Consider the following 20,212-nt stretch of genomic DNA (forward strand, 5'->3'; position numbering starts at 1 on the left):
AATATGAAAAAGTACCTAGGGGTGATACTGGCGGCGTTGGTTCTAACAGGGTGCCCCAGCCGTCCACCGGAACCGACTGAACCGCCTGCGACTATTGAGCCCGTTGAGCCTCAAGTGCCGACCACGCCAACGCCGCCGCCGGGGGAATCTGTACCGCAACCGCCGAAAATCCAGACGTTAAACTGGGAAGCCAGCATTAATCCGCTGGTGGCGCAAATGCTGAAAGCCGATGGCGTCACGCCGGGCAGTATACTGTTGGTGGATAGCGTGAAAAATAATACCAATGGCTCATTGCCGATAGCGAAAGCGACAGGGGCGTTGTACAGCGCGTTATCTTCCGGCAAGGCCTTTACGCTGGTGCCGCGTGAGCAGTTGGCCGCAGCGAAACAAACGCTAGGGCTGTCCGTTGATGACAGCTTAGGATCACGCAGTAAAGCGATTGGCCTGGCACGTTATGTCAGCGCGCAGTATGTGCTGTACAGTGATGTCAGCGGTGATGTGAAATCGCCGCAGCTCGACATGCAACTGATGCTGGTGCAAACCGGTGAAATTGTGTGGTCAGGTAATGGCACCGTTCAGCATTAAACAGGCAGGCATCCAGCAACAGCTGACTGCGGCGATCCAGAAGCACTTCCCCGCCGTGGAGATAGCGGATATTCGCTTTGAGCTGGTTGGCGGGTTAAGCAGTAAAAGTTGGCGTATTCGTGGACCGAACATCGATTGGCTTGCGCGCCGGCAGTCGCCAACCGAGCTGAAGAGGGGGGCCGATCGCCAGCGAGAGTTCGCCCTGTTGCGGCAGATGTCCGCGAGAGGGCTTGCACCACGGCCGCTGCTGTGGCGCGACGGTTGGCTGATTGTCGAGTGGGTACCAGGGCGCATCGCCACGTCTGATGAGTTCCTGATGATGCTGGCTAATGGCGAAGTGGCGCGGACACTGTCTCAACTTCATTGTCTGCCGCGTAGCGGCCATCCCCTCGATCTTAAAATGCTATTCGCGCAACATTGGCAGTGGATGGATCCGCGTCGCCGTTCGCCCGCGCTACTGCGTGCTCACCATTATTTTCAGCGTGTGGCATTACCCACTCCTCTAGCGCTGGCACCTCTCCATTTGGATGTGCATGCTGAAAACCTGCTGATTACGCCACAAGGAACGATGCTCATTGACTGGGAATATGCCTCTGATGGCGATATTGCCTTTGAACTGGCGTTCATTGTGCGAGCCAGCCAAATGGAAAGCATGGCGCAAACGCATTTTCTACAGAGCTATCAGCGATATCGGCGAGGGTTTTCCGTGAGCCGCCTTCAGCAACAGATGACACAGTGGTTCCCTTGGGTCGATTATCTGGTATTGATGTGGTTTGAGATACGCTGGCAGCAAACGAAGAATCCTGAATTTTTAGCGGACATTCCCGCACTCTATCATCGGTTACAATTATGCCATCGTTTACAGACAGGCTGACGGTGTGGCTTTTGTCATCGTAGTTATTTTACTCAGTCGTACATGTTAAAGAATGAGGTTTTTGTGGGTCCGGTAATGTTAGATGTCGCCAGCTATGAGCTGGATGCGGAAGATCGTGAAGTATTGGAACACCCGCTGGTTGGCGGCGTTATCCTGTTTACCCGTAATTTTCATGATGCGGCGCAGTTGCGTGAACTGGTGCGCCAAATCCGCGCGGCGTCGCGCGAGCGTCTTGTTGTCTCCGTCGATCAGGAAGGCGGACGCGTTCAGCGTTTTCGCGATGGCTTTACTCGACTGCCTGCTGCGCAGGCGTTTGCGGCATTAAATAGTGCGGCAGAAGCGCAACGTCTGGCGGAAGAAGGCGGATGGCTGATGGCGGCAGAAATGATCGCAATGGATATCGATATTAGCTTTGCACCGGTGCTCGATATCGGTCACCAGAGTGCAGCGATTGGCGAACGTTCGTTTCACGAACAGCCGGAGATCGCGCTGGCGGTGGCACAGAGCTTTATTCGTGGTATGCACAGCGCAGGCATGAAGGTCACGGGTAAGCACTTCCCCGGCCACGGTGCAGTCAGCGCCGATTCACATAAAGAAACGCCGCGCGATCCGCGTCCGCTTGCGGAGATTCGTGCACACGACATGTCGATTTTTAAAGAACTGATTCAGCACCAGCAGTTGGATGCCATCATGCCTGCTCATGTGATTTACACGGAGGCCGATCCGCGTCCAGCCAGTGGGTCGCCATACTGGCTCAAAACCGTGCTGCGTGACGAGCTGGGTTTTGAGGGCATCATTTTCTCTGACGACCTTTCGATGGAAGGCGCGGCGGTGATGGGGAGTTACCCTGAGCGGGCGCAGGCGGCCTTGCAGGCAGGATGTGACATGATTCTGGTCTGCAATCATCGGGAAGGCGCGGTCAGCGTGCTGGATAACCTGTCCCCGGTCAAAGCGGAGCAACTGACGCGATTATATCATCAGGGTTCGTTTTCTCGTCGGGAACTGCTGGATTCGCCACGCTGGAAGCAGGCTAATCAGGCGCTCACATTACTCAGCGAGCGCTGGCAGGCGCATAAGAGTGGCGAGAAATAGGCAATCCAGTCTGTGGTGAGGATGAAAGATGATTATCTATTTACACGGTTTTGACTCGACCAGCCCCGGCAACCATGAAAAGGTTCTGCAACTTCAGTTTATTGATGAAGATGTCAGGCTGATTAGCTACAGCACACTGCATCCGCGTCATGACATGCAACATCTGCTAAAGCAGGTGGACAAAATGATTCAGCATTCTGACGACGATCGTCCGCTGATCTGCGGCGTGGGGTTGGGCGGTTTCTGGGCTGAACGGGTTGGTTTCCTGTGTGATATACGACAGGTCATCGTCAATCCTAACCTGTTTCCGCAGGAAAACATGGGCGGAAAAATCGATCGCCCGGAAGAGTATGTGGATATCGCCACCAAATGCGTGGCGAATTTTCGTGAAAAGAACCGCGATCGCTGCATGGTGATGCTCTCCCGTCATGATGAAATGCTTGATAGCCAGCGCAGCGCGCAGATGCTGGGTGCGTATTACGAGATCGTCTGGGACGATATTCAGACGCATAAATTCAAAAGTATCTCCCCCCATTTGCAGCGGATCAAAGCCTTCAAAACGCTGGGTTAAGCTTGTGTTAGCGATTCCCTGTTAATCGCTGCTGCCGTTCCTTCTGATGCTTTAGTCTGATGGCGATCAGAAGGAATGACGCAAGTTATTTACTTTCCTTAGTGAATTCAGCGGCGCATAAGCATACGACTCAGCATTTTTCCTTCACACCGACTTCCGCTAATTCACTGAAATAAAAATGGAATTTTGCTGGGGAAAATCGGCATAACAAAATAAATTGATATATATCAATTTTGGTATGACCAAATGACCTAGCGTGCTATTCTTGCTGCAGATATCAGGCTTAACTTACGTGAACCCTATGTTATATAAGGATATTATTTTTTTACTCTTTATTAACCCTTGGTTCACATTTTTAGGGGGTCATTTTGACATCACCAACCAAAAAAATTGTCATTGTCGGCGGGGGAGCTGGCGGAATTGAACTTGCAACGAGTTTGGGCCACAAGCTAGGACGCAAGAAAAAAGCGGAGATCACGCTGGTGGATCGTAACCATAGCCACCTGTGGAAACCGCTGCTGCATGAAGTGGCGACCGGCTCGCTGGACGACGATATGGATGCGCTGAGCTATCTGGCGCACGCCCGTAATCACTATTTCCAGTTCCAATTGGGCATGCTGACGGATATCGATCGCGAACAGCAGCAGATTCAACTGGCTGAAGTGTGTGACGAGCAAGGCGAGGTGCTGGTGGCGGCGCGCCGTATCCCGTATGACATTTTGGTGGTAGCGTTAGGCAGTGCCTCAAATGACTTCGGCACACCGGGCGTGAAAGATCACTGTATCTTCTTGGATAACCCGAAACAAGCGCGTCGTTTCCACAATGAAATGCTGAATTTGTTCCTGAAATTCACAGCGAATCAGGATGAAAAAGAGCGGGTGAATATCGCGATTGTGGGCGGTGGCGCGACGGGTGTCGAACTGTCTGCGGAACTGCATAACGCGGTAAAACAGTTGCACAGTTACGGCTTTGACGGGCTGGATAACCAAACGCTGAATGTCACGCTGGTAGAAGCGGGCGAACGTATTTTACCCGCGCTGCCGGCGCGTATTTCTGCGGCAGCACATCAGGAACTGACCAACATAGGCGTCCGAGTACTGACGAAAACCATGGTGACCAGTGCGGAAAGCGGCGGTCTGAATACGAAGGACGGTGAGTTTATCGAAGCCGACCTGATGGTTTGGGCGGCGGGCATCAAGGCACCGGATGCGATGAAAGAGATTGCTGGCCTGGAAACGAACCGGATTAACCAACTGGTGGTTGAACCGACGCTACAGACGACGCGCGATCCCAACATTTTCGCTATCGGCGACTGCGCCTCCTGCCCGCAGGAAGGCGGCGGCTTCGTGCCACCACGTGCGCAAGCGGCTCACCAGATGGCATCACGTTGTCACAGCAATATTATCGCGTTGCTGAACGGACAAGCGCTGAAACCTTACATCTATAAAGATCACGGTTCGCTGGTCTCTCTGTCTAAATTCAGTACGGTTGGCAGCCTGATGGGGAACCTGATGCGTGGCTCCGTGATGGTAGAAGGGCGGATTGCACGTTTCGTTTATATCTCCCTGTATCGCATACACCAGGTCGCTCTACATGGCTATGTCAAAACGGGGCTGATGATGCTGGTCGGTGGTATCAACCGGGTGATTCGCCCGCGTCTGAAGCTGCATTAATCCACCGCTGTTAGCATCTTTCTTATGCGGGCGTGAACGCCATATTACGCCCGTATTCTTTTTTATCATCGACTTGTTACCCTTGCACTATATCTTTCACTTTCACTAATCTGCCCATACTCGCTGCATCCTGAGCGTAACGCTATGCGTCACTCCTCAGCTACGCCACTGCCATAACAGTATAAAATATCGTCCTATTAGCAATTCCAGTTAAGATAATTCCCAAATGGCGTTTTTTTGTTACGAAACTGACACTTTTGGTTAATTAGTCTTATTGCTAGAGTGTGAAACATTGTGCAGACTTCCCACTGTTTACAGATGGCGTAGCACGCACGCCGAAAATTCTGAATGCGGATATTCAGAAGGAACCATCGGATTCATCGCGCTAAACGCGAGTTGGCGTAAAGTAAATCTTACGTCGGAATTGCAGATGGGGAATGCGTGAGAATAGATTCGGGAGGTATCCTGTGAACAAATCAATGTTAGCGGGTGTAGGTATTGGTGTGGCTGCGGCATTGGGTGTGGCGGCGGTGGCGAGTATGGATGTGTTCTCCTCTAAACCTCAGTTTGCACAGGTGCTAACAGCAACACCAATCAAAGAAACGGTGAAAACACCTCGTCAGGAGTGCCGTAACGTTACGGTTACGCATCGTCGGCCGGTACAGGATGAACACCAGATTGCCGGATCGGTTCTGGGCGCGGTGGCTGGTGGCGTTCTGGGGCACCAGTTCGGTGGCGGACGCGGTAAAGATGTCGCGACGGTAGCGGGTGCACTGGCAGGTGGCTATGCGGGTAACCGTGTACAAAGTGGCATGCAGGAAAATGATACGTATACGTCACAGCAACAGCGTTGCCAGACGGTGTACGACAAATCACAAAAAGTTCTGGGCTATGATGTCACCTATAAAATCGGCGAACAGCAGGGAAAAATTCGCATGGATCGCGATCCGGGCACACAAATTCCAGTGGACAGGAATGGTCAATTAATCCTGAATCAGCAGAGCTAATTTACCCTGACGTCCACGTTTTTGCGCTGACACCATCTCTAAAAACCGCGAGTCACCTCAAGAAGGTACTCGCGTTTTTTTCATTACTCGATTGTCCTGTTCCCGACCTGCCTCATGCTCAGGGATAACAGTAAGGCGGCTGCGGCACATCCACCCGCCAGCCAAAGCGTTGTGAGCAGTCCTGCACTATCAGTACGGCCATCGCCAGCGTGGGAATGCTGCCAGCTACCCTTATGAGGCGCGAGTCGTCTCTGGCTTAACCGCGAAAGACAATCTCCGCCCAGCGCGCCAGACCGGCGGTAACGGAACCAAAGTCGTTACCGCTGGCGATAGGAATATCCGGAAGCCGTTGTTGAATGGCTTGGCGCAGCAGGGGAGAGCGGGCGCTGCCGCCAGTCAGGTAGATCACTTCCGGACGGGTCTGACTGGTTTCTAACGCCAGCGTTACCTGCTGCTGAATGCGACTTAGAGGATTATCGATTGCGGCGTTGAGCTCATCCGCATGAATACGCGTCGCCAGACCCGATTCGATAAAGTGTAAATCGGCTGCTGCTTCCACTTGATTGGACAGCGCAATCTTGCTCTCTTCCGCCACCTGAATCAGGCGGTAACTCAGGCGCTGTTGCCACACCGTCATCAGTCTTTTCACCCGCTCAGGCTGACGCGCATCGCGGATCATCTCGTTGATTAGCGTGCGGCTGGCGGTGCTATGAAACTCTTTTTGTGCCGGAATATCGTTAATCGCAACGGCATTCCACCAGGTCATGATCGGTAGAGCCATGCCTTTTTCCGTCTCGCTATTCATGCCAAGCAGCGGCATCAGTTGTTTGAACGCCAGCATAATATCCAGATCGTTACCGCCAACGCGGCAGCCGCTGTGCCCTAACAGACTTTGTGAGCGTTCTTGCTGCTTATGCCACTCGGGCCCCATCAGCAGCATGGAGCAGTCGGTGGTTCCGCCGCCGATATCCACGACCAGCACGCGTGTTTCTTTCGTCAATGTCGATTCGAAATCCAGCCCGGCGGCGACGGGTTCAAACTGAAAGACGACGTCTTCAAATCCGGCGCGGTGTGCCGCACGATCTAAAATCCCTTGCGCCTGCTGGTTGGCTTCTTCGCCGCCGATACTTTGGAAGTTAATCGGGCGACCAATCACGGCCTGACGAATAGGCTGCTCAAGCTGGCTTTCTGCCTGCGTGCGGATATGCAGCATCATGGCGCAAACCAGATCTTCAAACAGCGCAATCTGTTGCGCTTTCAGCCCGACAGCTCCGAGGAAAGACTTCGGCGATTTAACGAACCATGTCTCTTCCGGGTCATCCATATAGTGGCGTAACGCCTCGCGCCCAAATTTCACGCTATCAGGGTGTACGCGAATATCTTCTTCGCGGTTGTAGCTGATGGCGCGCTTGAGCAGCAGCGCGTTTTCGCCCTCCGCGTTGACCTGATGGTGCCGCCATAACCACTCGCTCACGGCTTCACGCACAGGCGCGCACAGCAGGGAAGAAAGATAAGGCGAATCTTTTTCCAGCGACAGGAGCCGTGGTGTACCTGAATCCATCACTGCCACGGAACAGTTGGCTGTACCGTAGTCAAAACCGATAAACATTGTGAGACCCCATGCCATGAGAGATTTAGAGAGAAATGTTTTAACGTCGTACCCGCGACGACTCGGAAGGAGAGGCTGCCGAGTAATAAAAAGGTGGCGACTTTACTGCGTCATGACGGTGCTTGTAAAGGTGGATGCAACGGAGTAGGGAAAGATGTTTGACGGGAACCCGAAGGTTCCGGTCAGACCGTTGACAAACCTATTTTCTGAACGAGAACGGTAGTAACGGAATAGAAGAGTAAAGCGTTTGCGCCAGGGATGGCGCAATCCGAGCGTACAGGGATGTATTTACAGCGTCTTTACGATCTATCCGTTACTACCGCTCTACGGACTTTGTCAGCAACCTCACGGGAACCCGCAGGTTCCCGTTTTATGGTGAAAACGCCTTACGCCGCCAGCGTATGTTGCGCCATATTTCCCAGCAACGAACCGATGAATTCAATGCGTTTGGGACGATCGCTCAAATCCTTCATGAATTTCAGGCGGGTTGGGCCATCAAGGCGGTAGGTGCCCGGATCGCGCTGTAACAGACCGATGAGGTGGGACGGATCGACGCGATTGTGCTCACTGAATTCGATAAATCCACCTTTCTCATTGCCTTCAATACGGCGAATACCCAGCGCCTGTGCCTGCTGGCGCAGGGCGGCAATCTGCAACAGATAGCGGCTGGCATCGGGAAGGAGACCGAAACGATCGATCAGCTCGACCTTCAACTCATCCAGCTCGTCGGCGGTTTTCGCGCTGGCAATGCGTTTGTACAGCGACAGCCGCGTATTGACGTCGGGAATGAAATCGTCGGGCAGCAGGGCAGGTAACCGTAGTTCGACGTCAGTCTGGCTGTTGATTAGATCTTCCAGCGACGGCTCCCGGCCTGCTTTCAGCGCATCGACGGCGCTTTCCAGCAGTTCCATATACAGTGAGAAACCGACGCTGGTCATCTGCCCGCTCTGGTCTTCTCCGAGCAGTTCGCCTGCGCCACGGATTTCCAGATCGTGCGTGGCCAGCGCAAAACCAGCGCCGAGGTCTTCCAGTGAGGCGATCGCTTCCAGACGCTTCTGCGCATCAGTGCTCATCGCTTTAGGATTCGGCGTCAGCAGATAGGCATAAGCCTGATGGTGGGAACGTCCGACGCGACCGCGCAATTGGTGCAACTGCGCCAGACCGAAGTGGTCGGCACGCTCGATGATGATGGTGTTGGCGCTCGGGATGTCGATCCCGGTTTCGATAATGGTGGTACACACCAGCACGTTAAAACGCTGATGGTGGAAGTCGTTCATGACTCGCTCCAGCTCGCGTTCGCGCATTTGACCGTGGCCGATAGCGATGCGCGCTTCCGGCACCAGTTCCGCCAGTCGCTGGGTGGCTTTCTCAATATTTTCGACGTCGTTATAGAGGTAATACACCTGCCCACCGCGCAGAATTTCACGCAGGATGGCTTCGCGCACTACCAGATTGTCATATTCGCGCACGAACGTTTTTACCGCTAAACGACGGGCAGGCGGCGTGGCGATAATCGACAGATCGCGCATCCCGCTCATCGCCATGTTGAGCGTACGCGGAATCGGCGTGGCGGTGAGCGTCAGGATATCGACATTCGCCCGCATCGCTTTGATGCGCTCTTTGTGACGCACGCCGAAGCGGTGTTCTTCGTCCACAATCAGCAGCCCTAAGTCGCGCCAGCGCACGTCGCTCTGCAACAGCTTATGGGTACCGATCAGGATATCGACTTTACCTTCCTGCGTTTCCTCCAGCACCTGAGTTTGCTCACGGGCGCTACGGAAGCGGGAGATCATTTCAATCTTCACCGGCCAGTTGGCAAAGCGATCGCGGAAGTTGTCAAAATGCTGCTGAGCCAACAGCGTTGTCGGCACTAAAACGGCAACCTGTTTATGGTTTTCAACGGCTAAAAACGCGGCGCGCATTGCCACTTCGGTTTTCCCAAAACCGACATCGCCACACACCAGACGGTCCATCGCCAGCGGCTGGCACATATCGCTCAGCACGGCGTTGATGGCCTGTGCCTGATCGGGCGTGGTCTCGAAGGGGAAACTTTCGCAGAAAAGCTGATATTGCGTTTTGTCATGTTTAAAAGCAAAACCGCTTTTCGCCGCGCGTTGCGCATAAATATCCAACAGTTCGGCGGCGACATCGCGCACCCTTTCCGCCGCTTTTTGCCGTGCGCGCGACCACGCATCGCCACCCAGTTTATGCAGCGGTGCATTCTCATCAGCACCGCCCGCGTAGCGGCTGATCAAATGCAGTGAGGAAACGGGGACGTACAGTTTGTCTTCGCCCGCATAGGTCAAAATCAGGTATTCGGCTTTGATGCCGCCCGCTTCCAACGTGGTTAGCCCGGCATAGCGGCCGACGCCGTGTTCGAGATGGACGACGGGCTGCCCTGGTCGCAGTTCCGCCAGATTGCGGATCAGCGTATCGGTATTAATCGTGCGGCGGCTATCCTGACGGCGGCGACTGACGCGTTCACCCAGCAGATCGCTTTCGCAGATTAAGGCCCGCTGACGCAGCGTGTCGATAAAACCGTGCTCGCTGGCACCGATGATGAGGTATGTGCCACGCTCCTGAGCCTGATCCCGCGTGCTGATGAGTGTCGGATTCAGTTTGATACGCGCCAGCAGCTCTTGCAGCGTTTCACGTCGGCCTTCGCTCTCGACGGAAAAAATGATTTGGCCTTCAAACTGTTCGATAAAACGGCGCAGTGCATCCAGCGGGGATTTCTGTTGGTGTTGAATCGCCAGGTCCGGCAGCGGTAGATAGGCCAGATTCACGTTGGCGGCTTTTTCCGGCAGCGTATCGGTTCTCAACTGCACGCGCGGCCACGCTTTTAGCTCGGTGAACAGACCGTCTACTCGTAACCAGAGTGAGTCTGACGGCAGCAGTGGGCGCATAGGATCGACACGGCGGCTTTCAAAGCGCTGCTGAATATCCTGCCAGAAGCGATCGGCGCTCTGTTCGATATTGCCGGTATTGACGATCAGTGTGTTGTTGGGGAAGTAGCTAAACAGCGACGGCAGCGGTTCACTGAAGAATAACGGCTGCCAGTATTCGATCCCCGCGGGCCAGACGCCTTTGCTAACTTGTTGGTAAACGTGCTCGGCGTCGCGCCGTACCTCAAACTGTTCGCGCCACTGGCTGCGAAAAAGCTCGATGGCGGCTTTATCCGTCGGGAACTCATGTGCTGGCAGCAAATTAATGTGCGGTACTTCATTCAGCGTGCGCTGTGTATCCACATCGAACAAGCGCAGGCTGTCGATCTCGTCGTCAAAGAAATCGATACGGTAGGGTTCTTCACTGCCCATCGGGAACAGATCCAGCAGCGCGCCGCGCGTGGCATATTCACCGTGTTCCATGACCTGATCGACACTGCGGTAGCCCGCCTGCTCCAACTGCGAACGCAGCTTATCGCGCGAGAGGCGCTGGCCTTTTTTCAACACTAGCGCATGGCCGTGCAGGAAACTGTGAGGACAAACGCGCTGCATCAGCGTGTTGACTGGCAGAATCAGAACGCCACGCGTCATGTTGGGCAATTGATAAAGTGTGGAAAGCCGAGTCGAAATAATTTCCTGATGCGGAGAAAAACTATCGTAGGGCAGCGTTTCCCAGTCAGGTAGCGTGGTGACGTGCTGGTCGGTAAATTGCTGAATTTCATCGCGTAATCGCAGGGCATTTTGCATATCAGGGGCGATAAGTACCACCAGCCCAGCATGGCGTTCAATAATTTCTGCACATTCAACGGCGCAGGCAGCGCCGGTTAACTGGCCCAGTTGGCGCTGCTCACCCGCTTTGGATGGCAGCGAATAACGGTAATTTTCAGGCATCATCTGATTATCGGGTCTCGCCTCCCTGCATCCGGCCAAGAATAAGAAAAAGCCGTAGAGTGAGGGTGTTAGGGTTCCATAAAGCAGTACTACCCTTTATTATCCTTGATCACTTTGCTTTGGCAACCTTATCCAGACGGATTTCATGTATCAACCTGTCGCTTTATTTATTGGCTTGCGCTACATGCGCGGGCGCGCATCAGACCGCTTCGGCCGGTTTGTCTCCGGGTTATCCGCCATTGGCATTACGCTGGGCGTGATGGCACTGGTCACTGTGCTTTCCGTGATGAATGGCTTCGAGCGCGAACTGGAAGGCAATATTCTCGGCGTGATGCCTCAGGCAGTGATCTCTACGCCGCAAGGTTCGCTGAACCCGGCGCAGATTCCTGCTTCCCCCTTAGATTCTCTTGACGGTGTGACGCGTGTTACGTCGCTGACGACGGGCGATGTGGTGCTGCAAAGCGCCCGCAGCGTCGCCGTTGGCGTGATGTTAGGGATTGATCCTAACGAGCAGGAGCCGCTGTCGCGTTATCTGGTTAACGTCAAACAGCAGCAACTGCAATCTGGTCAGTATCAGGCCATTTTGGGCGAGAAACTGGCCGAGCAACTGGGAGTTAAAGCGGGCGATCAGATTCGCATGATGGTGACGAGCGCCAGCCAACTGACGCCGATGGGGCGTATTCCCAGCCAGCGTATCTTCACCGTTGCCGGCACCTTTGCCGCGAACAGCGAAGTGGATAGCTACCAACTGTTGGTGAACCAGCAGGATGCATCTCGCTTGATGCGCTACCCGGCGAACCACATTACCGGCTGGCGTTTGTGGCTGGAAAAGCCGCTGTTGGTCGATACGCTGAGTACGCAAACGCTGCCGGAAGGCACAGTCTGGAAAGACTGGCGCGAACGTAAAGGCGAACTGTTTCAGGCCGTGCGTATGGAGAAAAACATGATGGGGCTGTTGCTCAGCCTGATCGTGGCGGTGGCCGCTTTTAACATTATTACCTCGCTGGGTTTACTGGTGATGGAAAAACAGGGTGAAGTCGCCATTCTGCAAACGCAGGGGCTGACTCAACGCCAGATTATGGCGGTGTTTATGGTGCAGGGGGGCAGCGCTGGCGTGATTGGCGCGTTGTTAGGGGCATTGCTGGGGACGCTATTGGCCAGCCAACTGAATACGCTGATGCCAATTCTGGGCATACTGCTGGATGGCGCTGCGTTGCCGGTGGATATTGACCCCGCGCAGGTGGTGACCATCGCCATTTCCGCGATGGTGATTGCCCTCTTATCGACACTTTACCCGTCATGGCGCGCTGCCGCCGTTCAACCCGCTGAGGCTTTACGTTATGAGTGATTTACTGTTATTGCAGTGTAATAACCTATCCAAACGCTATCAGGACGGCAACCTGTCTACCGACGTGTTGCGCGATGTTTCTTTTGAGATGAGCTGCGGGGAGATGATGGCGATAGTCGGAAGCTCGGGTTCGGGCAAAAGTACGCTACTGCATATGCTGGGGGGGTTGGATACGCCAACGTCAGGCGAAGTCATCTTCAAAGGTCAGCCGCTAGGTACGCTCTCGGCAGCGGCAAAAGCCGATTTGCGCAATCGCGAGTTGGGCTTTATTTATCAGTTTCATCACCTGCTACCCGATTTTACCGCGTTGGAAAACGTGGCAATGCCGCTACTGATTGGCAAAGTGCCAACGTCGCAGGCGCAGGATAAAGCACGCGAAATGCTGGCGGCCGTTGGGCTGGGAGCGCGCAGCCACCACCGTTCGTCGGAACTGTCCGGTGGCGAACGGCAGCGTGTTGCCATTGCCAGAGCGCTAGTTAACAGCCCCTCGCTGGTGCTGGCGGACGAACCGACCGGTAACCTCGATCAGCGCACGGCGGATACTATTTTTGAACTGCTGGGAGAGCTTAACGTCCGGCAGGGTACCGCTTTTCTGGTGGTGACGCACGATCTGCAACTGGCTAGCCGACTAAACCGCCAACTGGAAATGCGCGATGGTCAGTTGCAGCAGGAACTGACCCTGATGGGAGTGCTGCAATGACATTTCCTCCGCTCTCATTGCTGATTGGTCTACGCTTTAGCCGTGGCCGTCGGCGTGGCGGCATGGTTTCGCTGATTTCGGTCATTTCGACGTTGGGGATCGCCCTCGGCGTCGCGGTATTGATTCTCGGCCTGAGCGCGATGAATGGTTTTGAACGCGAACTGAATAACCGCGTTCTTGCCGTGGTGCCGCATGGTGAGATTGCTCCGGTCAATCAGCCTTTTGACGGCTGGCAGGACATCTTGCCGAAAATCGAACAGGTTCCTGGCGTTGCCGCCGCCGCGCCTTATATCAATTTCACCGGGTTGTTGGAAAACGGTGCCAAGCTTCACGCGGTTCAGGTAAAAGGCGTCGATCCGCAGCAGGAAACACGCCTTAGCGCGTTGCCCAACTATGTGCTCAATCATGCCTGGCAGCGGTTTCACGCGGGCGAACAGCAGGTCATTATCGGCCAGGGGGTTGCGAAGGCGCTGAATGTGGCTGAAGGGGATTGGGTGACAGTGATGATCCCGAACAGCGATCCGGAAATGAAGCTGATGCAGCCTAAACGTATCCGGCTGCACGTCAGTGGCATTTTACAACTGAGCGGCCAGCTCGATCACGGTCTGGCGCTGATTCCGCTTGCTGATGCCCAGCAGTATCTGGATATGGGACAGAGTGTAACGGGGATCGCGATCAAGGCTAACGATGTCTTCTCCGCCAATAAACTGGTGCGCGATGCGGGTATGGTCACAAAGGCCTATGTTACTATTCGCAGTTGGATTGGCACCTATGGTTATATGTACCGAGACATCCAGATGGTGAGAACCATCATGTATCTGGCGATGATCCTGGTGATTGGCGTGGCCTGTTTTAATATTGTTTCAACGCTGGTGATGGCGGTGAAGGACAAAAGCAGCGATATTGCCGTCCTGCGTACGCTGGGGGCGTCAGACGGGTTGATTCGGGCTATCTTTGTATGGTACGGGCTTTTGGCTGGGCTGCTGGGCAGCGTGATAGGTGCGGTGATCGGCGTGATCGCAACCCTGCAATTGACACCGATTATTCGCGGCATCGAAGCACTCATTGGCCATAAACTGCTATCCGGTGATATCTATTTTATCGATTTTCTGCCGTCGGAATTGCATCTGATGGATGTCTTCATCGTATTAGTAACCTCGCTGGTGTTGAGTCTGATTGCCAGTTGGTATCCGGCACGGCGCGCCAGCCGGATTGATCCTGCCCGCGTGCTGAGCGGACAGTAAGCCAAGTCAACGCACATATGGCTTGAGATATGACGGGGTTATTCCCTATCGTGTGGGAAAGCGATCACACCCTAAGGAGCAGTCATGTACTACGGCTTTGACATGGGCGGCACGAAAATTGAGCTGGGCGTGTTCGACGCGGCGTTGGACAATGTGTGGCAAAAACGGGTGCCGACGCCACGCACTAATTATGATGAGTTGCTCACCACGCTGGTTGACCTGGTGCATGAAGCGGATGCACTGGCCGGCGTACAAGGGAAAATCGGTATCGGCGTACCGGGGATGCAGACCGGGGATGAAGGGACGCTATTCACCGCTAACCTGCCTGCGACGATGGGGAAGCCGTTACATACGGATTTATCACAGCGTTTGCAGCGGGATGTTCGCATTAGCAATGATGCCAACTGCTTTGTGCTGTCGGAAGCCTGGGACGCGGAATTTCGTTCGTATCCTGTCGTATTGGGGATGATTCTGGGCACGGGGTTGGGGGGCGGTCTGGTGATTAACGGGCGTCCGGTTGAAGGGCGCAATGGTATTGCCGGTGAGTTTGGTCATATCCGCCTGCCGTCCGATGCGTTGGATACCATCGGTGTGGACATTCCCCGCGTGAAGTGTGGCTGCGGGCAATTGGGCTGTATTGAGAATTACATTTCCGGGCGCGGTTTTGAATGGTTGTATGAGCATTTGTACGGCGAAGCTCTGCCTGCGGTGACCATTATTCGGCACTATCGTGGCGGCGAAGAGAAAGCGCTGGAGTTTGTCGATCGCTTTATGGATTTACTGGCGGCCTGTCTGGGCAACCTGCTGACCCTGTTTGACCCCCATCTGCTGGTATTGGGCGGTGGTCTGTCGAATTTTGATGAAATTTATCAAATTCTGCCGACGCGTCTTCCTTCACGACTGTTAACGATTGCGAAACTGCCACGCATAGAGAAAGCGCGTTACGGTGATGCGGGCGGTGTACGTGGCGCGGCATTGCTACACTTAATGGATAACTAGCTGGAGAAAGTATGTATACGCGTCAACGATTAGGGCGTTTTCATAAGGGAAAGCGACTGCGACAACAGCGTCTTCGTGCGCGTATTTTCCATCGTGATTATCTGGCGGCGAGCGAAGTGAAAAAACCGCGTGTAGTGGTACTGACGGGCGCAGGTATTTCAGCGGAATCAGGCATTCGTACCTTTCGTGCGGCCGATGGCCTGTGGGAAGAACATCGCGTTGAAGATGTCGCGACGCCCGAGGGTTTTCAGCGTAACCCCGAGTTGGTGCAGGCGTTTTATAACGCCCGTCGCCGTCAGCTACAGCAGCCGGAAATTGTGCCGAATGCCGCGCATTTGGCATTGGCGAATCTGGAAGCGATGCTGGGAGATAACTTCCTGCTGATTACGCAAAACATCGATAACCTGCATGAGCGTGCCGGTAGCCAGCGCGTCATTCATATGCACGGTGAGCTGCTAAAAATACGCTGTAGCCAAAGTGGGCAGGTTTTTGAGTGGACGGACGATTTAGCCGTCGGCGAACGCTGCCACTGCTGTCAGTTTCCCGCGTCTTTACGTCCGCATGTGGTGTGGTTTGGTGAAATGCCGCTGCACATGAACAAAATTTACCATGCGCTGTCGCAGGCAGATTACTTTATTGCGATTGGTACATCGGGGCATGTGTATCCCGCTGCTGGCTTTGTCCATGAAGCCCATTCGCACGGTGCCTACACGCTGGAACTGAATTTGGAGCCCAGTCAGGTAGAAAGCCAGTTTGATGAAAAAATTTACGGCCCCGCCAGCACCATCGTACCCGAGTTTATCGCCGCTTGGATGACGCGTGGTCAAAGCATCAAGTTTTAAACATCAGCAAAAAGTGAAAACGTCATGAATCGAATGAGGATGGCGTTTTCTCTTGCCTATCATTGCTGCAACAGCATTCGTCAAGCTGATCGAACGCCAACATGGCGGTGTGGTTAAAGAAACAATATTCACTCTCGCTACAGCGAGCAGGCGCAGCGGTTTCTGTCGGCGAGGCTGCCTGCGGCTGCCGTTGGCTGTCATGATGTGACGATGCTCCATGTGACAGTGTTCGTCGGAAAAAGCCCAGCATAGCGTTACCCCCATGGTATCCCATCACGGTGTTAATGAGACACCATCCTTAATGAGAATTTTTCTCATATGTAAATCGATCTCATCAATGTAAGCTAAGCGTAGTTGATAATCCGATGATGAGGGAATGACAATTGTCAAAAAATATATACTCGTCATACTTCAAGTTGCATGTGCGTTGGCGGCGTTCAAACCCCCGGCCCGTTGTGGGCCTCGCCCGAAGGGCCGCTGCAAGCAGCGTTCAAATCTGCTCCCGGCAGTTTGTCACCTGAATCACTGACCGCACGCCGAGTAACGGTAACAAGGAAAAAGCGTGTAAGGCAGGCGAAATCGTTTAACATATGTGACAGTTCGTTATCTTCACTGCGCTTTTATTGCGCTGGATTCCTTGTTACGGTGAACAATGCAGCCATTATCGCCGGGTGATATCCCGCTAAAGCACGCGACGCCGTTGCCTCACTACAGTCAGCTAAAACAACAGCAGTACAGACGCGATCGTCGGAGTCTGGTGCTGTTGTTGGCGTTTCTTGTGCTCACGTTGGTCGTCAGTTTGTGCGCCGGTGAACGCTGGATTTGGCCGACGTCCTGGCTGGATGACGCTCAGCAACTTTTTGTCTGGCAACTGCGTTTGCCCAGAACGCTGGCCGTGATGCTGGTGGGAGCCAGTCTGGCGATGTCGGGCACGGTGATGCAGGCCGTGTTTGATAATCCGTTGGCGGAGCCAGGGCTGTTGGGCGTCGCGAACGGCGCAGGTGTGGCTTTGGTGCTGACGGTTCTGCTGGGGCAGAGATTACTGCCTGTCTGGACGCTAGGCCTGAGCGCCATTGCTGGCGCACTGCTGATTACCTTTCTGTTACTCCATTTTGCTCGTCGGCATATTTCCAATACCCGTTTATTACTCATCGGCATTGCACTCGGGATTATCTGTAGCGCGGTGATGACCTGGGTCGTCTATTTCAGTACCAGCCTTGATTTACGCCAGTTGATGTACTGGATGATGGGCAGTTTTAGCGGCATTGATTGGCGACACGGCTGGTTGATGTTGACGCTATTGCCGTTGCTGCTGTGGCTGAGCCGTCAGGGTGCGGTGTTAAACGGGTTAACGCTGGGCGAGATTCAGGCGCGTCAGTTAGGTATTCCGGTTTATCGCTGGCGCATGATGCTTGTGCTGATCATGGGCGTACAGGTCGGCCTGAGTGTGGCGCTGGCCGGTATCATCGCGTTTATTGGTCTGGTGATCCCACATATGCTGCGGCTGTGCGGGTTGACCGATCAGCGTTATTTATTAACCGGTTGTGCGTTGACCGGCGGTGGGGTTCTACTGTTGGCGGATACGGTCGCACGCGTTGCGCTGAGTTCCGCCGAGTTGCCGATAGGCGTGGTTACCGCTACGCTGGGATCGCCATGGTTTATCTGGCTGTTATTACGTAATCGGCTGTAGTGATAGGTCTTGTTTTACCCATTCTTATTGATCATTAAAGGGAGCAAAACGATGAGCACTGAAATCTATGCTATTCCGCTGACCACCATCGACGGGAAAGCGACAACGTTTGAAGCGTTTAAAAGGCAGGTTGCGCTAGTCGTCAACGTCGCATCGCAATGCGGCCTGACTAAACAATATGACGTGCTGGAAAAACTCTACGAAACCTATCGCGACCAAGGTCTGGTCGTGCTGGGATTCCCCTCCAATGAATTTGCCGGGCAGGAACCGGGTACAGAAGCGGAGATTCAGGAATTCTGCCGTGGGACGTTTGGCGTTCAGTTTCCGATGTTCAGCAAGATTGAAGTTAATGGTGAGAACCGTCATCCGCTGTACCAACTGTTGATTCGCGAGCAGCCTGAAGCCAACGGAACCTGGAAAAGTGACTTTTTTGCACGTTTGGTTAATAAAGGCCGTAAGCCTAAGAATCCAGAAGACATCCTGTGGAATTTTGAAAAATTCCTGGTGGATCGTGAAGGACGCGTGATTGAGCGTTTTGCACCGGATATGGCACCTGACCATGACACTATCGTGAAAGCGATCGAAGATGCGTTGGCAAAATAATTGACGCAACAAACTTCCCCGGTATTACAGCTACGGCAGGCTGGCGTATCGCCGCGTTTGTCGCCGACAACTGCGGCGTGTCGTCGCGGTGAACTGCTGCACATCATTGGCCCCAACGGGGCTGGGAAGAGTACCCTGCTGGCAAGAGCGGCTGGCCTGCTGGCGGGGGAAGGCGAGATTTATCTGGCTGGCACGGCGCTGTCACAGTATACGGCGGCAGATTTAGCCGTGCGGCGCGCCTATCTGGCACAGCAGCAACCCCCGTTGGCGCTGATGCCGGTGTTTCAGTATTGGACGTTGCATCAACCGCCGCTGGCTCAGGAAAATGCGGTCGAAAAGGTGGTGCATTTTCTGGCGGAACGCCTGATGTTAACCGACAAGCTGGCGCGTCCGCTCACACAGTTGTCGGGAGGCGAGTGGCAGCGCGTTCGGCTGGTGGCAGCGCTATTACAGATTTGGCCGACGATCAACCCGCATGCGCGTTTGCTGCTGCTGGATGAACCGACCAATAGCCTCGATGTGGCACAGCAGGTAGCGCTGGATGCGTTGCTGAGTGAACTCTGCCATTTTGGTATCGCAGTCGTGGTTTGTGCCCATGATCTTAACCATAGCGCTCACCATGCGGATCGCGTATGGCTGCTATCGGCTGGCGCTGTGGTGGCGCAAGGCAAGACGATGGAGGTTATGCTGCCGGAGGTGCTATCCCCTGTGTTTGGTGTCGCGTTTCAGCGGCATGTGGTTGGTGGCAGAAACTGGATTATCACCCGCAGCGCCTGACTACGGGTGCGAGAAAATCGGCATTGCTAGAAAATAGGAAGAATCGCCTTTACTTGCCAGTGACCCCGATTAAACGCTAAATTAATCCAATACCTAGCATTTTCAAACGCTAGAGGTCTATGGCCTCGGCGGTTTTATGGTAATCGAGATGATACGTTTACGACATGTTTTGATCCTCGCCAGCCTGATTCTGGTCGGCTGTAGCAGTAGTCGGCATAATAACCCGCCGCCGAATGCGCGCCTGAGCGATTCGATCATGGTGATGGTGCAGCTAAACGATCAACTTGGGCAATGGTATAGAACGCCTTATCGCTATGGCGGGCTGGATCGTAACGGCGTGGATTGTTCCGGTTTCGTCTTCCTGACGTTTCGCGATAAGTTCGGCATGCAACTGCCGCGCACCACGGAAGAACAAACCGAACTGGGCGAACGTGTTGATCGCGATAATCTATTACCGGGCGATTTGGTCTTTTTCAAGACCGGCAGCGGCAGCAGTGGGCTGCATGTTGGCATTTATGACAAAGATGACCAGTTTATTCATGCTTCTACCAGTCAGGGTGTAATCCGCTCATCGCTGGATAACGTGTACTGGAAACGGGCGTACTGGCAGGCCCGCCGTATCTGATTCCTTCCTTATTTGTTGACAGCATGGAGCTCTCCACTCATGTCCTCTCTGCGTTTATTGATCTCCGACTCTTACGATCCCTGGGGCTTTGTTGAATAAATCAGGTTTGGGGTAAACATCCTTGCAACGAGTTGTTG

General features: G+C 54.0%; 18 protein-coding genes. 15 read left to right on the plus strand and 3 right to left on the minus strand.

From position 1 onward, the window contains the following. The first annotated feature begins 3 nt into the window (after positions 1 to 3). The 6 genes from lpoB to ACKQAD_RS10475 all read left to right on the plus strand — a co-directional run bounded on the left by lpoB (position 4) and on the right by ACKQAD_RS10475 (position 5,802). Positions 4 to 585, plus strand: a complete 582-nt coding sequence (gene lpoB / locus ACKQAD_RS10450; RefSeq protein WP_182811902.1) for a penicillin-binding protein activator LpoB — start codon at positions 4 to 6, stop codon at positions 583 to 585. Then, positions 566 to 1,459 (plus strand): thiamine kinase, encoded by an 894-nt coding sequence (thiK, locus tag ACKQAD_RS10455; RefSeq protein WP_409160094.1) that lies wholly within the window; start codon positions 566 to 568, stop codon positions 1,457 to 1,459. Before lpoB ends, thiK begins: the two co-directional genes overlap by 20 nt. Positions 1,460 to 1,522: 63 nt before the next feature. Continuing rightward, a complete protein-coding gene (gene nagZ / locus ACKQAD_RS10460) occupies positions 1,523 to 2,551 on the plus strand; it encodes a beta-N-acetylhexosaminidase (RefSeq protein ID WP_409160095.1) in 1,029 nt (342 codons plus the stop codon). Between the two features lie 28 nt (positions 2,552 to 2,579). Next, positions 2,580 to 3,122, plus strand: a complete 543-nt coding sequence (gene ycfP / locus ACKQAD_RS10465; protein ID WP_015840698.1) for an alpha/beta hydrolase YcfP — start codon at positions 2,580 to 2,582, stop codon at positions 3,120 to 3,122. Positions 3,123 to 3,490: 368 nt separating this feature from the next. Beyond that, positions 3,491 to 4,795: an NAD(P)/FAD-dependent oxidoreductase gene (locus ACKQAD_RS10470; RefSeq protein ID WP_409160096.1), complete on the plus strand. Its 1,305-nt coding sequence runs from the start codon at positions 3,491 to 3,493 to the stop codon at positions 4,793 to 4,795. A gap of 467 nt (positions 4,796 to 5,262) precedes the next feature. Then, positions 5,263 to 5,802, plus strand: coding sequence for a glycine zipper 2TM domain-containing protein (locus ACKQAD_RS10475; protein WP_409160097.1), 540 nt, complete (start codon positions 5,263 to 5,265; stop codon positions 5,800 to 5,802). 256 nt (positions 5,803 to 6,058) lie between these two features. On the opposite strand, the gene yegD is transcribed toward ACKQAD_RS10475, so the two are convergent. Together yegD and mfd are read right to left on the minus strand one after the other, a co-directional pair. After that, positions 6,059 to 7,411: a molecular chaperone gene (gene yegD, locus ACKQAD_RS10480; protein ID WP_409160098.1), complete on the minus strand. Its 1,353-nt coding sequence runs from the start codon at positions 7,409 to 7,411 to the stop codon at positions 6,059 to 6,061. A 386-nt stretch (positions 7,412 to 7,797) separates the two neighbouring features. Continuing rightward, a complete protein-coding gene (gene mfd / locus ACKQAD_RS10485) occupies positions 7,798 to 11,250 on the minus strand; it encodes a transcription-repair coupling factor (RefSeq protein ID WP_409160099.1) in 3,453 nt (1,150 codons plus the stop codon). Positions 11,251 to 11,392: 142 nt separating this feature from the next. Here mfd and lolC point away from each other — a divergent pair, with 142 nt between their 5' ends. From lolC to cobB, 5 genes are all read left to right on the plus strand, one after another. Beyond that, positions 11,393 to 12,595, plus strand: a complete 1,203-nt coding sequence (lolC, locus tag ACKQAD_RS10490; RefSeq protein WP_409160100.1) for a lipoprotein-releasing ABC transporter permease subunit LolC — start codon at positions 11,393 to 11,395, stop codon at positions 12,593 to 12,595. Beyond that, the gene (lolD, locus tag ACKQAD_RS10495) at positions 12,588 to 13,295 is read left to right on the plus strand and encodes a lipoprotein-releasing ABC transporter ATP-binding protein LolD (protein ID WP_409160101.1); all 708 of its coding nucleotides are present in this window, start codon (positions 12,588 to 12,590) and stop codon (positions 13,293 to 13,295) included. Before lolC ends, lolD begins: the two co-directional genes overlap by 8 nt. Continuing rightward, positions 13,292 to 14,539, plus strand: coding sequence for a lipoprotein-releasing ABC transporter permease subunit LolE (gene lolE, locus ACKQAD_RS10500; protein ID WP_409160102.1), 1,248 nt, complete (start codon positions 13,292 to 13,294; stop codon positions 14,537 to 14,539). Before lolD ends, lolE begins: the two co-directional genes overlap by 4 nt. A gap of 84 nt (positions 14,540 to 14,623) precedes the next feature. Next, positions 14,624 to 15,538: an N-acetylglucosamine kinase gene (gene nagK / locus ACKQAD_RS10505; RefSeq protein WP_409160103.1), complete on the plus strand. Its 915-nt coding sequence runs from the start codon at positions 14,624 to 14,626 to the stop codon at positions 15,536 to 15,538. 11 nt (positions 15,539 to 15,549) lie between these two features. Next, entirely contained in the window at positions 15,550 to 16,380 is an 831-nt protein-coding gene (cobB, locus tag ACKQAD_RS10510) for a Sir2 family NAD+-dependent deacetylase (protein WP_409160104.1), read from the plus strand. Positions 16,381 to 16,402: 22 nt separating this feature from the next. Here the strand turns inward: cobB and ACKQAD_RS10515 are convergent, their stop codons facing one another. Beyond that, positions 16,403 to 16,630 (minus strand): hypothetical protein, encoded by a 228-nt coding sequence (locus ACKQAD_RS10515; protein ID WP_409160105.1) that lies wholly within the window; start codon positions 16,628 to 16,630, stop codon positions 16,403 to 16,405. A gap of 402 nt (positions 16,631 to 17,032) precedes the next feature. On the opposite strand from ACKQAD_RS10515, the gene btuC reads away from it, so the two are divergent. The 4 genes from btuC (at position 17,033) to ACKQAD_RS10535 (ending at position 20,075) form a co-directional block, all read left to right on the plus strand. Next, positions 17,033 to 18,070, plus strand: coding sequence for a vitamin B12 ABC transporter permease BtuC (btuC, locus tag ACKQAD_RS10520; protein ID WP_409160106.1), 1,038 nt, complete (start codon positions 17,033 to 17,035; stop codon positions 18,068 to 18,070). Positions 18,071 to 18,121: 51 nt separating this feature from the next. Continuing rightward, entirely contained in the window at positions 18,122 to 18,673 is a 552-nt protein-coding gene (locus ACKQAD_RS10525; RefSeq protein ID WP_409160107.1) for a glutathione peroxidase, read from the plus strand. Beyond that, complete coding sequence (gene btuD, locus ACKQAD_RS10530; protein ID WP_409160108.1) at positions 18,674 to 19,450, plus strand: vitamin B12 ABC transporter ATP-binding protein BtuD; 777 nt, start codon at positions 18,674 to 18,676, stop codon at positions 19,448 to 19,450. A gap of 148 nt (positions 19,451 to 19,598) precedes the next feature. Continuing rightward, positions 19,599 to 20,075 carry an NlpC/P60 family protein gene (locus ACKQAD_RS10535; RefSeq protein WP_409160109.1) on the plus strand — a complete coding sequence of 159 codons (477 nt, stop codon included), beginning with the start codon at positions 19,599 to 19,601 and terminating at the stop codon, positions 20,073 to 20,075. The last annotated feature ends 137 nt before the right edge of the window (positions 20,076 to 20,212 follow it).

The sequence above is a fragment of the Pectobacterium artocarpous genome (assembly GCF_046159765.1).
In the GTDB taxonomy this organism is placed as follows: Bacteria; Pseudomonadota; Gammaproteobacteria; order Enterobacterales; family Enterobacteriaceae; genus Pectobacterium.

Coding starts and splice junctions, on each gene's coding strand:
- ACKQAD_RS10525 (WP_409160107.1), top strand. CDS start 18,122: ATGAGCACTGAAATCTATGCTATTCCGCTGACCACCATCGACGGGAAA.
- lolC (WP_409160100.1), top strand. CDS start 11,393: ATGTATCAACCTGTCGCTTTATTTATTGGCTTGCGCTACATGCGCGGG.
- lolE (WP_409160102.1), top strand. CDS start 13,292: ATGACATTTCCTCCGCTCTCATTGCTGATTGGTCTACGCTTTAGCCGT.
- lpoB (WP_182811902.1), top strand. CDS start 4: ATGAAAAAGTACCTAGGGGTGATACTGGCGGCGTTGGTTCTAACAGGG.
- yegD (WP_409160098.1), bottom strand. CDS start 7,411: ATGTTTATCGGTTTTGACTACGGTACAGCCAACTGTTCCGTGGCAGTG.
- ACKQAD_RS10535 (WP_409160109.1), top strand. CDS start 19,599: ATGATACGTTTACGACATGTTTTGATCCTCGCCAGCCTGATTCTGGTC.
- ACKQAD_RS10515 (WP_409160105.1), bottom strand. CDS start 16,630: ATGCTGGGCTTTTTCCGACGAACACTGTCACATGGAGCATCGTCACAT.
- nagK (WP_409160103.1), top strand. CDS start 14,624: ATGTACTACGGCTTTGACATGGGCGGCACGAAAATTGAGCTGGGCGTG.
- thiK (WP_409160094.1), top strand. CDS start 566: ATGGCACCGTTCAGCATTAAACAGGCAGGCATCCAGCAACAGCTGACT.
- lolD (WP_409160101.1), top strand. CDS start 12,588: ATGAGTGATTTACTGTTATTGCAGTGTAATAACCTATCCAAACGCTAT.
- cobB (WP_409160104.1), top strand. CDS start 15,550: ATGTATACGCGTCAACGATTAGGGCGTTTTCATAAGGGAAAGCGACTG.
- mfd (WP_409160099.1), bottom strand. CDS start 11,250: ATGATGCCTGAAAATTACCGTTATTCGCTGCCATCCAAAGCGGGTGAG.
- ycfP (WP_015840698.1), top strand. CDS start 2,580: ATGATTATCTATTTACACGGTTTTGACTCGACCAGCCCCGGCAACCAT.
- btuC (WP_409160106.1), top strand. CDS start 17,033: ATGCAGCCATTATCGCCGGGTGATATCCCGCTAAAGCACGCGACGCCG.